The sequence below is a fragment of the Pseudomonas sp. EL_65y_Pfl2_R96 genome (assembly GCF_963970905.1).
Classification (GTDB): Bacteria; Pseudomonadota; Gammaproteobacteria; order Pseudomonadales; family Pseudomonadaceae; genus Aquipseudomonas.
The window spans coordinates 148,624-161,909 of record NZ_CAXAQH010000011.1 but is presented as its reverse complement, the minus strand read 5'-3'; the positions used below and the strand labels follow the sequence as shown (position 1 = coordinate 161,909).

Here is a 13,286-nt window from a genome sequence, read left to right as displayed (position 1 = left end):
GCCGACTGACCAGTGTCGACGACGGCCACGACCATCCGCTGGAATTCGAGTACGACCAGCAGGACCGCCTGATCACCGAGCATCAGGGCTGGGGCACCTTGCGTTATGCCTACGACGCCTGCGGCCAGCTCAACCGCCTGCGTCTGCCGGACGGCAGCAAACTCGATTACCACCACGCCAAGGGTGGCGCACTTACGGCCATCGACCTCAACGGCGCGCGGCTCACCACCCACCAATTCGCCTTCGGCCGCGAGCAGCAGCGTCAACAAGGTCAGCTCACCAGCCAATACCACTACGACGAACAAGGCCGGTTACAAGCCCACGCCATCAACCAGCAATCCAGTCCGCTGTACATGCGTCACTACGGGTACGCAGTCAACGGCAACCTGGCAACCATCGCCGACAGCCGTCATGGCCAGCGCAGCTATTACTACGACGCACTCAACCGCCTGACCCGCGTGCGCCACACCCGCGATGACCCACCGGAAACCTTCGCCCACGACCCGGTCGGCAACCTGCTGATGCAGGACCGCCCCGGCCCGACCACCATCAAAGGCAACCGCCTGCTGATGCAGGGCGACCGCCACTACGACTACGACGCCTTCGGCAACCTGATCCGCGAACGCCGAGGCACCGCGCAAAAACTCGTCACCGAATACCGTTACGACTGCCAGCACCGGCTTATCGGCGTCACCACCCCGGACGGCCGATGCTCCAGCTACCGCTACGACGCCTTCGGCCGCCGCATCGCCAAAACCGTCGACGGCAAAACCACCGAGTTCTTCTGGCAAGGCGACAACCTCATCGCCGAAAGCAGCCGCGAACACTACCGCAGCTACGTCTACGAACCCGGCAGCTTCCGCCCCCTCGCCATGCTCGATGGCAAAGGCCCGCGCAAGGCCTGCCCGTTTTACTACCAACTCGATCATCTCGGTACGCCGCAGGAACTGACCGATTTTGGTGGTGAGATTGTTTGGTCGGCGAAGTACAACGCCTACGGCAAGGTCACGCATCTGGCGTTCGGCGGGGGCGAGCAGCTCGACCAGCCATTGCGTTTCCAAGGTCAATACTTCGACGCCGAGAGTGGTCTGCACTACAACCGGCATCGGTACTATGATCCGGAGGTTGGTCGGTATTTGACGCCGGACCCAATCAAGTTGGCGGGTGGGCTGAACCAGTATCAGTACACCCCGAATCCGACGGGGTGGGTTGATCCGCTGGGGTTGAGTACCTGCCCAGGGGGAGATGGATGTGAGAAACCATCGTTTGGAGAGCAGGATCCGACCGGCAAGGCGGTAATTGACGAAGGTGAGCCTCGTCTGCCTTCTGTGATCCGTGATGTTGATCCAAACAGTCTAAAAAGGACTCATGCGATAGAAGGTAAAGCTTCGACGAAACAAGTAGAAGCAATCGCCAGCAAAATGCAAAAAAATGGGTACGACGATGATTGGCCGATTGATGTTGTGGAGCATAATGGAAGTCACTATATAGTTGATGGGCATCATAGAGCTTCTGCGGCCAGACGAACTCACACAAAAGTTACCATCGTGTTGATAAAGGATCTCGCTGGTCATCACGGTGCTTTTAATGCCTTGGATGAAGTAATGGAGTCCGCTGATAGCGTGGGGCATGACAGATTGATGAGGCCAAGAAGATGAAGAATAAGGATCTGGACTGTTTAATTGACGATTTTTTGATTCAAGTCGATAGAGCTACCGACTTGCTTGAGGAAAAATTTGGTAGAAAATGTATTCTTCGGCTTTGGCGGATAAATGAAATCTCACAGCGAGGTATGGTTACAGATAGTATTGGTTATGAGTTGCATGGAGTCGGTTGTAGGGTGAGTTTTCCGGATATGTGCGTCGACTTCGATTATGGACCCGACGAAAGGGTTGATGGGTTTGATGCATGGAGACTTTATGTGTATGCATGCGAGGTTCCCAGCCTGCATCCGAAGTATATAGATCAGAGTGTATTAGAGCGCGACTTCAAAGAGTATATAGAGCTTGGTAAAGTTGAGAGGGTTTCTGGCTCTATGTCGAGTCTATATTTCAAAAATAAAATGCGATGGTAAAAATGCTTTCAAGAGCGGATTTAGGTGGAATGTATGCAGGGCAAATAAATCTGCCCCCTTTGCCCATACAAACAATCACCCAAGGACGAATCTCCCGGATTCTGACAGATTGGTTTCAGCGGACGGTAAGAGAAGCATTCGATACGGAGCACATGAAATGGGTGGCAAGCCGAGTAAGCATCATTACCACGATGAGAAGTGGACACTCCAGTTAAAGGAGGATGTTATGAACGTTGAAAATACCGTTGTTCGCGTCCCATTACTGAAGAAATAAGTATGAAAATAACCATAGATCTCGTGACTCTCGTTGCTAAAGAAGTTCTAGTTGGGTATTTCAACCAATGTTGGGTCCGCAACCGCAGTATGGCGTGCTGCTCCACCGAAAGTTGGTGAACAGTATGATGTCGAATTAGAAGTCGATGATGAGTTTGTTCGGGGGGAGAATGCTTGTTCTTCGCTCAATAGTGCTCACTCTATTGGAGGGATGGATGGCGTCGTAACTATGACGGGGACTTTAATCTCAAATGATATGGAGGGCGGCGCAGTTGTTGGTGTGGGTGGGTCAATAGTATTTATTGAGTTGATTGGATGTGCGGAAGCTGACTCGGTGTTCGTGGATTTAAAGGTTAAGAGTGTGAATGTTTTTCCGACAGGTGTCTGAAGAGATTCAGCAGTTTTCAATTGTTGTCGCGAAAAATAGTTGGGAGGGTGAGAAGCTACAAATAAATCCATCCCCTCTTTGAATAATCTTTGGTGTGAAAGGGGGCGGCATGCCGAGTACCAAATAAATCTGTCCCATTTCGGTCTGTCCTAAGGGTGAAATTCGGGCAGGGTATTTGCAGTTAATGGGTAATAGTCGAAGAGGTGAAGCCAAATTTGCATTCGTCGGTACGAACAATAGCCAGGAGATTACGACGTTGCATACAAAAAGCGGAAAAGACTTCTGGAGGGCAATAAGCGGTGATGCGCGAGATAAAATTGTGAGACCTGCTAATGACTAAAAAATACGAGGCACTAGTGGTCGAAATCGACGAGGTCATCGAGGAGTCGGTTGTATTGTTTGTCAATGGTGTGATTATTAAATGCTTCTCGAGCTACTGTCCTTTTAAGATTGAGCTGGGGAAACAATATGAAGTGGAATTCGATCTGGTCTTGCCTGATTGTGATTTTGTTGTCGTGGCACAAGAAACGAGTACGCTAGTTGAGATGATTGGAGACGGTTTTTCATGCGCTCTTTATGGATATTTGGATGGAAGTGTTTTCCGATCTTTTGTTGACTTCGCGGATCAAGAGATCCACTACGAATACCCTCACCTCAATGAGCAGTATGTAAAAATCACGGTCGATCGAATTGACGTATCCTTCTGATGGATGCGGGGGAATTTCCGGGCGACGTCGTCGGAAGTTTCCTTCAACTCGTAGCGGTTTCCATGAACTGGTGTGAAATGTTTTCCATCGATAGTCTCTGGTGGTCACTGAAGATTCAGTGGCAGGGTGTAGGAACCCTTCAATACCGTTAGAGCTACATTGACGTCGATGCTTGGTTTGCGGCCGTTAACGTGCGTCCGTAATATCTGTTGCGGCGGCTATGCGCGGGCACGCTTCGGCGTGGTCGAGTTTTGCTCTAAGGGTCTCGATATTCCTACCCCGTGCATAGCTGCCACCCTAGCCTGTAGGAAGGCCTAAGGCAGCTCCATTTCTTCCTTGGAGCATCTCAAATGAAAAATCTTCACCCCGATCCACCCTACGAAAAACCAATTCCCCACCCCAAAAGCCGCTTCATGGCGCTCACCAGCAACTGCACCGACATGCCCACCCTGTTCGTTGATACCCACGCGCCGCTCGATATCCTGACCGACGCCGCCAGCTATCGAATTCGTGCTGTCACCCAAGTGCTCGAAAACATGTCCATGCGCGGCTCGGTCGAGTGCGACTCGATCATCCTCAGCGACTTCGCTTTGCTCTGCGCCATTCCGTTACGGGACGGGTGCGATGTGCTGGATGTGATAGGGCGACGGTTGAGGGCACGGCCTTCGGAGTAGCGGCGGGACGGTGCGGCGTTCCGACAAGCTCCCTCGCCACAGGATTTTGAATGGCCGGGATGTTTTGGGGCCGCTTCGCGACCCAACGGGGGCAAGCCTCAATGAGCATCTGCACTCGGCGCGGCCGGTGGTTGTACCTTGTGCATCAAGGGCACCATCGCCGTGGCGAGGATGAGACAGACCATGATCATCAGGAACGCGTCACCGTAGGTTTGCGTCTGCGCTTCGCGGTAGGTCAGCAGCCACAGCTGATGCAGGCTGGCGGTGACGCCGATGTCACCGCTTTGGCCGAGGGCGGCAAAGTTATGGCCGACCTGGGACAGCCACTGATTGAGTGCTTCGTTGGTGCTGTTGAGGTTCTCCGCCAACCGGGTGAAGTGCAGGTTGGTGCGGTCATTGAGGATCGTGGCGCACGCAGCGATACCCATCGCGCCGCCGAGGTTGCGCATCAGGTTGAACAACCCCGACGCATGTTTGAGCCGTGACGGTGCCAACCCGCCGAGGGTCAGGGTCACTGCGGGTGGCACTGCCAGTTGTTGCGCGATCCCGCGCAGGGCTTGCGGCAACATCAATTCTTTGGCCCCCCAGTCGTGGGTGATCGGGCTGAAATCCCACATCGACAGGGCGAACAGCCCAAGGCCGGTCATCATGATCCAGCGCAGGTCGACGCGGTTGGCCAAAAAGGCGTACAGCGGAATCGCCAGAATCTGGAACACCCCGGTGGAAAAAACCGCCAGGCCAATGTCCAGCGCGCTGTAACCGCGCACGCGGCCGAGAAACAATGGCGTGAGGTAAATCGTCGCGAACAGGCCGATCCCCGTGACGAACGAAAAGAAACAGCCGAGGGCGAAGTTGCGGTCCTTCAAGGCACGCAAATCGACGATCGGGTTGGCCACGTGTAGGGTGCGACCAATGAAGGCTAATCCAGCCAGGCCGCTGATCCAGGCGGTGGTCAGAATCGTGCTGTCGCTGAACCAGTTCCAGCGTGGGCCTTCTTCGAGGGTGTATTCCAGGCAACCGAGAAACACCGCCAGGAACAGCATGCTCAGGTAGTCGGCACCTTTGAGCAGCGACAATTCCGGCTGGTCGATTTTCACCAGCATCGGCACCGCCACGGCAACGAAAATCCCCGGCACCAGGTTGATGTAGAACAGCCAGTGCCAGGGCGAAATGTCCGTGATCCAGCCACCGATTACCGGCCCCAGCGTCGGTGCCAGCGAGGCCACGGCACCAATGGTCGCGGCGGCGATTACCCGTTGTTTGCCGGTGAAGAAAAAGAACGCCGTGGTAAACACCAACGGAATCATCGAACCACCGAGAAACCCTTGCAGGGCGCGGAAGGCGATCATGCTCTGGATGTTCCAGGCCGCGCCGCAGAGCAGGCTGGCTAAAGTGAAGCCCACCGCCGAAGCGCAAAACAACCAACGGGTCGAGAACACCCGGGACAACCAGCCCGACAGCGGAATCACGATGATTTCGGCGATCAGGTAACTGGTCTGCACCCAGGCGGTTTCGTCGGTGCCGGCCGAGAGCCCGCCGCCGATGTCACGCAGCGACGCCGAGACGATCTGGATATCCAGCAGCGCAATGAACATGCCGATGCACATCGTGGCGAAGGCGAACACCTTGGTCGCCGTCGCCATGTTGGCGGCGTTGAACGGCTGCGCGGGGGCGGCGAGGGCGCGGCTCATGGCGCGCTGGCCACGGTTGGGGATTCAGGCTCGGCGCGGGTGTCCACTTCGGCAGTCACCGACAGACCGGGACGCAGATGACCGAGCACGCCATCGGCCGGGTCGAGAAGGATCCGCACTGGCACTCGCTGGACGATTTTGGTGAAATTACCCGTGGCGTTTTCCGGTGGCAGTACGCTGAACTGCGAACCACTGGCCGGCGCGAGGCTGTCCAGATGACCGTGGAATTCACGCCCTTTGAGCACGTCTGCATGAACGATCACACGCTGGCCCGGCGTCATTCGGGCCAGCTGATCTTCCTTGAAATTGGCATCGACCCACAGCCCGCTGGCCGGTACCACCGACAACAGTTGCGAACCGGCCTGGGCGTAAGCACCAACCCGTGCCCGGCGATTGCCGATCACGCCATCGACGGGGGCTTTCAACTCGGTGTAACCGACGTTCAACTGCGCCAGATCACGCTCGGCCCGCGCTTGTATCAACGCCGCGCGGGCTTGCTGTTTCTGGGTATCGATCACGTTCAACTGACGTTGCGCGGCCAGCAGTTCGGCCTGGGCCCGGGCACTCTGCGCCTGGGCAGTCTTGAAGGTGGCGTTGGCTCGTTGGGCGCTCTCCACCGAGACGGCGTTGCTGCCAACCAGTTTTTTGTAGCGAGCATCATCGTCCCGCGAGCGGGCGGTTTCAGCGCCTGTGGCATCAATGCCGGCACGGGCCTGGCCGATCACCGCGTGTTGCAGTTGTTCGGTGGCGTCGAGGTTGGCGAGCAGCGCTTCTTCGGCGGCCACCGCACCTTCGGCCTTGGCCAGGTTGGCGCGGTAATCGCGGGCGTCGAGACGAATCAGCACATCGCCGGCCTTGACCCTCTGGTTGTCGGTGACCAGCACCTCTTCGATGTAACCCGCCACCTTCGGCCCGATCACCGTCACATCGCCGCCGATGTAGGCGTCGTCGGTTTCTTCGATGAAGCGGCCGGCGGTCCACCAGTGAGTTGCGTACAGCCCGGCGAACACCAGGGTCGCGATGGCCGCCGTTAGCAGGATCAGCCGTTTGAGCAGGGGAGGCTTGGGTGGGCTCACCGGGACAGCAAGGTCGGGTTCAAGGCTGGGCATGCTGGTCATGGAGATTACCTGTGAGAAACGCTTCTTTATTACGAGCGTAATATGTCGCAGGTAATATTTACTGGCAATGGGTATCTGCTGCCGGTCGTCGTTTATTTAATCCACGCGCCAGGGGGGATGCCGGTCATGTCCTTGAAGAACGCCATGAATCAGTTTGCGACGTCTCAAACCTTCAACACCTTCCCGCCAATCGCCACGGCCACCAGCAATACCGCCATCAACCCAAAGGCAAAACTCAAACTGCTGCCATGGGCGATAAAGCCGATCACTGCGGGCCCGGCGAGAATTCCTGCATAGCCCAACGTGGTAATGGCCGGCACGGCGATGCTTTCCGGCATGACGGTCTGTTTGCCCACGGCGGTATAGAGCACCGGCACAATGTTCGAACAGCCAGCCCCCAGCAGCGCATAACCCACCAGCGCCGCTTCCCAGCTTGGTGCAAGTGTCGCCAATGTCAGGCCCGCCGCGGCCGTCAGGCCACCAAACACGATCACTCGTGTGGCACCGAGGCGCCGGACAATGGTATCGCCGGTCAAGCGCCCGACGGTCATGGTCAGCGCAAACGCCGCATAACCCAGCCCCGCATACGCCGTGTCGATCCCACGCTCCTGCGCCAGGAACACCGCGCTCCAGTCGAGCGCCGCGCCTTCGGCCAGGAACACGATGAAGCACATCCCGCCAATAAACAGCACGATGCCATGGGGCACGGCAAACGCCGGGCCGGAGCTTTCACTGCCGTAAGGCAACAGGTGCGGCGCGGCTTTAAGCAATGCCAGCACTAGAACCACGATCACCACCAACATCGCCCCCAGCGGCGAAAAACCCAAACCGAGCAGGGCGCTGACACCCGCCGCGCCGACGATCCCGCCGAGGCTGAACAGCCCATGAAAACCCGACATCATGGTCTTGCCGCTGGCTCGCTCGACGATCACCGCCTGCAGGTTCACCGTCGAATCCACCGTGCCCAGCCCGGCGCCAAACATGAAGAGCGCGGCGATCAACGCCGGAATCGTAGACACCGTAGCCAACAGTGGCAGTGCCGCGCAGATCAACAAGGTCCCGCCGCTCAACACCCGACGGCAGCCAAAACGCGAAGACAAAATCCCGGCCATCGGCATCGCCAGAATCGAGCCCACCCCCAGACACAACAGCAACAGCCCGAGGGTGCCTTCATCCAGCCCCACCCGCGCCTTGGCGTAAGGCACCAGCGGAGCCCAGGCCGCGATGCCGAACCCGGCGATGAAGAAGGCGATGCGCGTGGACATCTGCTCCAGACGTCCGGGAACGAAGGTGGCTTGGGTGTTGAGGTTGGTCATATCGATCCTTGGCAAAAAACGTCGCGTCCCCAAAGGACAGTGAGCAACCGCATAGGGTTCGATCGTCACGTCCGGGTGGGTCGCAGTCAGGCAGGGTGACATCCTTGCACAGCCAGCCGTTGTTTCGCGATATTGTCGACGGATCAATTGTTCATGCAGGGGGGCGCCATGACGCGGATGTACGATGCTCGGGGCAATATCTACGCGGTGGTGGCGCCTGACGCCCTGCGCAGTAGCGGTATCAAGCTGCCTGAACAGGCTAGCCAGGCCGCGCAAACCCGTGAGGCCTGGGCGTTGCCGGCCATCGAGGCATTCTGCGCCTGGGCGCCCGGTACGCAACCGCCCGGCAGCAAGGCGCATCGCTGCGATGGCCTGCTGGTGGGGCCGTTTCAATCGTCGCCGCCCTTTGACCTGCTGATCCTCAACACCGACGGCACTCTGGCCGAGCGCAGTGGCAATGGCTTGACGATTTTTTCCCAGACCCTTAGCGAACAAGGGCTGATGCCGACGGAAGAGGCCTGTCTGCTCCGGGTTCATCACGACAAGAGCGATGCGGTTTCGCCAGTGGAGACTTCAGTGAAACCCGCTGAAATCGATGGCGTGCAAGGGTTCTGGCTGGACCTGGGACAGCCGTCGTTCGGGCCTGAAGCGGTGGCTGCGCAAGGGGTTGAACCCGTGACGTTGATGGGGCGCGAAGTCAGTCATGTACGGCCGTTGTCGGTGCTCGATCCTGCCTGGAATCACAGCCAGTTTGTGCGCATCGGCAATTCGCATTGCGTGACATTGGTAACAGGCGCCGATGCGTTGCCGAGTAACGCGCAGATGCGCGAGCCAGAATTGGCCGAAGGATTGACCCGCATCGCCTATGCCATGCCGACCGGGGCAGGGCAGCCGTGTGTGGCAGGGGTGAACCTGCAATGGGCGATGCTTGAATCCGAGGGGCGAATCGTTGCGCGGGTGTTCGAGCGTGGCGAAGGGCCGACCGCGTCCTCAGGCACCAGCGCCAGTGCGGTGGCGTGCGCGGCATGGCGCGTGGGGTGGGTGGCGGCCGGGGAAGTGAAGGTGGTCATGCCTGGCGGCACGGCGCCGATTTTGCTGGAAGAACGGGGTGGTGAATTGAGTCGGGTGAGGTTGTTTGGTACGGCGCGGTTGATGGGGTGAATTCAACATCGCCATCGCGGGCAAGCCCGCTCCCACAGGTTCAGCGTGACCCCTGTGGGAGCGGGCTTGCCCGCGAAGAGGCCCGCACAGTCAGCGAAAACTCAGAGCTGATCCGCCCATTCCACCACCGGCATCTGCCGCTTCATCAACACCTTGCCCCCACGAATCGAATACAGCGGCAGACCCTGGCTGCGAATCACCTCGTAATCGCTGTCCGCCGACAGAATCAGCAGATTCGCCGGTCGCCCTTGTTCCAGCCCATAGTGGTCGCCCAGGTTCATGGCCTTGGCGCTATTGTCAGTCACCAGGTCCAGCGCACTTTGCAGATTGCGATAACCGAGCATGTGGCAGATGTGCAACCCAGCCTCCAGCACCCGCAGGATGTTGCCGTTGCCCAGCGGATACCACGGATCGACGATCGAATCCTGGCCGAAACACACGTTCATCCCCGCCTCGAGCAACTCATTCACCCGGGTCACGCCCCGGCGTTTCGGGAAGCTGTCGAAGCGTCCTTGCAGGTGAATGCTTTCGGTGGGGCAGGAGACAAAGCTGATCTCCGAATGCCCGAGCAGCCGAAACAGTTTGGCGCAGTAGGCGTTGTCGTAAGAGCCCATGGCCGTGGTGTGGCTGGCGGTGACGCGCGAACCCATGTCGCGGCTGCGGGCCTCTTCGGCCAGCACTTCAAGGAAGCGTGAGTGCGGGTCGTCGGTTTCGTCGCAATGCACGTCCACCAGACAACCGGTGCGCTCGGCCAGATCCATCAGGAACTTCACTGAACTCACGCCCTGATCCCGGGTGTATTCGAAATGCGGAATGCCCCCGACTACATCGGCGCCCAGGCGGATTGCTTCTTCCATCAGCTCCCGGCCGTTGCGGTACGACTCGATGCCTTCCTGAGGAAACGCGACGATTTGCAGGTCGATCAGATGACGGCTTTCCTCGCGGACTTCGAGCATTGCCTTGAGCGCGGTCAGTTCCGGGTCAGTGACGTCGACGTGGGTGCGCACATGCTGGATGCCATGGGCGGCGAGGGTCTGGATGGTCTTCTTGGCGCGGGTCTTGGTGTCTTCCTGGGTGATCGTTGCCTTGCGCTCGCCCCAGCACTCGATGCCTTCGAACAGCGTGCCGCTCATGTTCCAGCGCGGCTCACCGGCGGTCAGGGTGGCATCGAGGTGAATGTGCGGCTCGACGAAGGGCGGCACCACCAGATTGCCGCCAGCGTCCAGATCATCAGGCCCCAGGGACGGGGCTTCGGTTTGCCGGGCGATGGTGTGAATCAGGCCGTTTTCCAGGTGCAACTCATGCAGGCCTTCTTGGTTGCGCAGGCGGGCGTTGATGATGTGCATCAGGCGAATCCTTTTAGAGATCTTGGAGTGGTGCGTCGGCGGTACGGGCACCCAGTACCCCGGTCAATAGCACATACGTTAGCGCGGCGGCGGCAATCCCTACCAGTGGCGCGACCCACGGCGAACTGAATGCCGCCACTGTGCCGACCGCGTAAGCGCTCAGCCCCGGCCAGTTGAACGCGGGCAACTGTGTGTCGGCCAAACGAGGGTAGCGGCCTCGATAGCGAAAGAAAAAGTCGGCCATGATCACCCCGCCAATCGGCGGAATCACCGTGCCCAGCAGAATCAGGTAAGGCACCAGCATGTCGTACATGCCCAGCAGTGCCAGCAGCGTGCCGATCACCGCACCGGCCAGGGTCACGGTTTTGCGCCGGCTGGTGCGCAGCAGGTTGCAGCCGGCGACGGCGAAGTTATAGATGGTGTTGTCCTGGGTGCTCCAGATGTTGAGCAGCAACATCGCCATCGCGGCCATGGCGAAGCCTTGCAACAGCAGCACTTCGACCACGTCTGGTTGCTGATAAACGATGGCCCCATAGGCACCGATCAACACCATCAGACCGTTGCCGACAAAAAACCCGATCAGGCTCGCCAGCACCGCCACCCGCGCCGAACGGGAGAAGCGCGTCCAGTTCGTTGCCTGCGTCGCGCCACTGACGAACGTGCCGAACACCAGGGTAATGGCGGTCGACCAATCCAGGGTTCCCGTCGGAACCACCGCGAGCAAACCCTCGAGGCCGCCGACTTTCACCGTCGCGGCCCACATCGACAGCATCAGCAGCAACATCATGGCCGGCACGGCGATGTACGACAGAATCTCCAGCCCGCGATAGCCGATGTACGCCGTGGCGCAGAAACCCAGGCCGAACAGCGCCATCAGCCCCAGAACGGTGCCCTCGCTCAGTTCGAAATATTTGCCGAGTACGACGGCGGCGGTCGCGGTGCCCCAGGCGTACCAGCCAATCTGGGTGAAGCCGAGGATCAGGTCGCTGAGCTTGCTGCCCACTTCACCGAAGCAGAAACGTCCCATCAGCACCGAGTTGAGGCCGCTCTTGAAGGCGATGTAGCCAAGGCCCGCAGCGTAGATGCCCAGCAGCAGATTGCCGAGGATTATCACTGTCATCATCTCGCCGAAACTGAATGCCACACCGAGTTTGCCGCCGGCAAACATGGTTGCGGTGAAGAAGGTAAAACCCAGCAGCACCATGGCCGTGGAGGCGAGCCCTTTGCGGGCATGCATCGGGACTTCGCTTAAGGGGTAATCGTTGCCCGGATCGTTCTGCGTCATGTGGCGTTCCTTGCTGGATGGAGGACGCGGGGGGTGTTGCAGTGCTCGTGCCAATGACGCGAGGGTGCTGTTACTTATAGCCGAGCAGGCGAATTTGGCCGCAGAAGGGCTCGAAAGCGGTGCACCTGAAGGAACACAGGACTCATGTGGGAGCGAGCCTGCTCGCGATAGCGGTCCGCCAGTCACCCTTGATGCTGGATGTGCCATTGCTATCGCGAGCAGGCTCGCTCCCACAGTCAATGCGGTTTTTTCAGGGGGATGTGTGTTGCGGCAAAAACCGCAGCAGCGCCGCCACAATCACCTCTGGGGCATCCTCCTGAACCAGATGCCCGGCATTGGGGATGGCATGAAACTGCGATCCCGCAATCATCTGATGCAACGCCCGTCCGCGCTCGATGGGAATCCACTGATCGTCCTCCCCCCAAAGAATCTGCACCGGGCAGCGAATCGTCGGGTACAGGCCTTCAACCTCGCGGGTATAACGTTCATCCATCTGCGCGATCTGCCGATAGAACGCCGCTTGCCCCGGCTCCCCCAGCCAAGGCCGCACGTACGGCGTAGTGAACGGAGTGCCCGTTGAAGCGATAGGTTTGAGCCAGCGGCCAGTCAGTCATGGGGGCGTCCTCTTGGCGTGTGCGAACCCAAAAGCATAGGCATAAAAAAACAGCCATTGAAGGCTGTTTCTTTATTCACTGACGAAACGCAGTTCTTGTGTGATCGGCTTTTGTGGGAGCTGGCTTGCCTGCGATGGCATCAACCCGGTTCGACATTAAACCGAGCCGTCTGCATCGTCGGATCGCCGCCCGGGGCAAGCCCGACTCCCACACAAGCCGATCACACAAGGGATTTTCGTTGTCTTTAGCTCGGTTCACTCACCGCGATAGATGCAGCCGCTGGTGCAGGTCTCATGAATCCGGATCGTGCTGAGTTCCGGCAACAACGGCTTCAACTCATTCCAGATCCACTTGGCCAGTACTTCGCTGGTCGGGTTTTCCAGGCCGGGAATGTCGTTCAGGTAATTGTGGTCCAGGCGCTCGTAGAGCGGCTTGAAGATCTCTTTGATCTCCGAAAAGTCGCGGATCCAGCCTGTGTGTGGATCGAGGTCGCCGCTCAGGTGAATCGCCACTTTGAACGAGTGACCGTGCAGGCGGCCGCACTTGTGGCCGTCCGGCACATGGGGCAGGCGGTGGGCGGACTCGAAGGTAAATTCTTTGAAGATTTCCACAGTGATGTTCAGCTCTTTCAGGTGGCGA

At 58.6% G+C, this 13,286-nt stretch carries 12 protein-coding genes and 1 pseudogene; 6 read left to right on the top strand and 7 right to left on the bottom strand.

All coding sequences use genetic code 11. The features are described from left to right. The 5 genes from AACY49_RS14245 to AACY49_RS14225 form a co-directional block, all read left to right on the top strand. Positions 1-1,658, top strand: a 1,658-nt coding sequence (locus tag AACY49_RS14245; protein ID WP_339524543.1) for an RHS repeat-associated core domain-containing protein, incomplete at its 5' end; no start/stop codon positions are given. Continuing rightward, positions 1,655-2,074, top strand: a complete 420-nt coding sequence (locus AACY49_RS14240) for a DUF6896 domain-containing protein (protein WP_339524541.1) — start codon at positions 1,655-1,657, stop codon at positions 2,072-2,074. The genes AACY49_RS14245 and AACY49_RS14240, both read left to right, overlap by 4 nt. Before the next feature lie 325 nt (positions 2,075-2,399). Further along, positions 2,400-2,735, top strand: a complete 336-nt coding sequence (locus AACY49_RS14235; protein WP_339524539.1) for a hypothetical protein — start codon at positions 2,400-2,402, stop codon at positions 2,733-2,735. Positions 2,736-3,091: 356 nt separating this feature from the next. After that, complete coding sequence (locus AACY49_RS14230) at positions 3,092-3,442, top strand: hypothetical protein (RefSeq protein ID WP_339524537.1); 351 nt, start codon at positions 3,092-3,094, stop codon at positions 3,440-3,442. Positions 3,443-3,792: 350 nt separating this feature from the next. Beyond that, a complete protein-coding gene (locus AACY49_RS14225; protein WP_339524535.1) occupies positions 3,793-4,116 on the top strand; it encodes a hypothetical protein in 324 nt (107 codons plus the stop codon). A gap of 98 nt (positions 4,117-4,214) precedes the next feature. On the opposite strand, the gene AACY49_RS14220 is transcribed toward AACY49_RS14225, so the two are convergent. The 3 genes from AACY49_RS14220 to AACY49_RS14210 form a co-directional block, all read right to left on the bottom strand. Next, on the bottom strand, positions 4,215-5,807 hold the full coding sequence (locus tag AACY49_RS14220; protein ID WP_339524533.1) for a DHA2 family efflux MFS transporter permease subunit: 1,593 nt from the start codon (positions 5,805-5,807) through the stop codon (positions 4,215-4,217). After that, on the bottom strand, positions 5,804-6,925 hold the full coding sequence (locus AACY49_RS14215; protein ID WP_339524531.1) for an HlyD family secretion protein: 1,122 nt from the start codon (positions 6,923-6,925) through the stop codon (positions 5,804-5,806). The genes AACY49_RS14220 and AACY49_RS14215 overlap by 4 nt, the downstream gene beginning before the upstream one ends. Positions 6,926-7,089: 164 nt before the next feature. Next, entirely contained in the window at positions 7,090-8,241 is a 1,152-nt protein-coding gene (locus AACY49_RS14210; RefSeq protein WP_339524529.1) for an MFS transporter, read from the bottom strand. Between the two features lie 168 nt (positions 8,242-8,409). On the opposite strand from AACY49_RS14210, the gene AACY49_RS14205 reads away from it, so the two are divergent. After that, positions 8,410-9,402, top strand: a complete 993-nt coding sequence (locus tag AACY49_RS14205; RefSeq protein WP_339524527.1) for a diaminopimelate epimerase — start codon at positions 8,410-8,412, stop codon at positions 9,400-9,402. Positions 9,403-9,503: 101 nt separating this feature from the next. Here the strand turns inward: AACY49_RS14205 and codA are convergent, their stop codons facing one another. The 4 genes and pseudogenes from codA to queD form a co-directional block, all read right to left on the bottom strand. Continuing rightward, a complete protein-coding gene (gene codA / locus AACY49_RS14200; protein WP_339524525.1) occupies positions 9,504-10,748 on the bottom strand; it encodes a cytosine deaminase in 1,245 nt (414 codons plus the stop codon). A gap of 13 nt (positions 10,749-10,761) precedes the next feature. Further along, positions 10,762-12,033 carry a cytosine permease gene (gene codB / locus AACY49_RS14195; RefSeq protein ID WP_320393887.1) on the bottom strand — a complete coding sequence of 424 codons (1,272 nt, stop codon included), beginning with the start codon at positions 12,031-12,033 and terminating at the stop codon, positions 10,762-10,764. A gap of 250 nt (positions 12,034-12,283) precedes the next feature. Beyond that, positions 12,284-12,589, bottom strand: a pseudogene (locus tag AACY49_RS14190) (alpha/beta fold hydrolase); the annotation flags it as partial. A 312-nt stretch (positions 12,590-12,901) separates the two neighbouring features. Continuing rightward, entirely contained in the window at positions 12,902-13,258 is a 357-nt protein-coding gene (gene queD, locus AACY49_RS14185; protein ID WP_258699920.1) for a 6-carboxytetrahydropterin synthase QueD, read from the bottom strand. Positions 13,259-13,286 lie beyond the last annotated feature (28 nt).

Coding starts and splice junctions, on each gene's coding strand:
- codA (WP_339524525.1), bottom strand. CDS start 10,748: ATGCACATCATCAACGCCCGCCTGCGCAACCAAGAAGGCCTGCATGAG.
- AACY49_RS14225 (WP_339524535.1), top strand. CDS start 3,793: ATGAAAAATCTTCACCCCGATCCACCCTACGAAAAACCAATTCCCCAC.
- codB (WP_320393887.1), bottom strand. CDS start 12,033: ATGACGCAGAACGATCCGGGCAACGATTACCCCTTAAGCGAAGTCCCG.
- AACY49_RS14215 (WP_339524531.1), bottom strand. CDS start 6,925: ATGACCAGCATGCCCAGCCTTGAACCCGACCTTGCTGTCCCGGTGAGC.
- AACY49_RS14220 (WP_339524533.1), bottom strand. CDS start 5,807: ATGAGCCGCGCCCTCGCCGCCCCCGCGCAGCCGTTCAACGCCGCCAAC.
- AACY49_RS14210 (WP_339524529.1), bottom strand. CDS start 8,241: ATGACCAACCTCAACACCCAAGCCACCTTCGTTCCCGGACGTCTGGAG.
- AACY49_RS14240 (WP_339524541.1), top strand. CDS start 1,655: ATGAAGAATAAGGATCTGGACTGTTTAATTGACGATTTTTTGATTCAA.
- AACY49_RS14205 (WP_339524527.1), top strand. CDS start 8,410: ATGACGCGGATGTACGATGCTCGGGGCAATATCTACGCGGTGGTGGCG.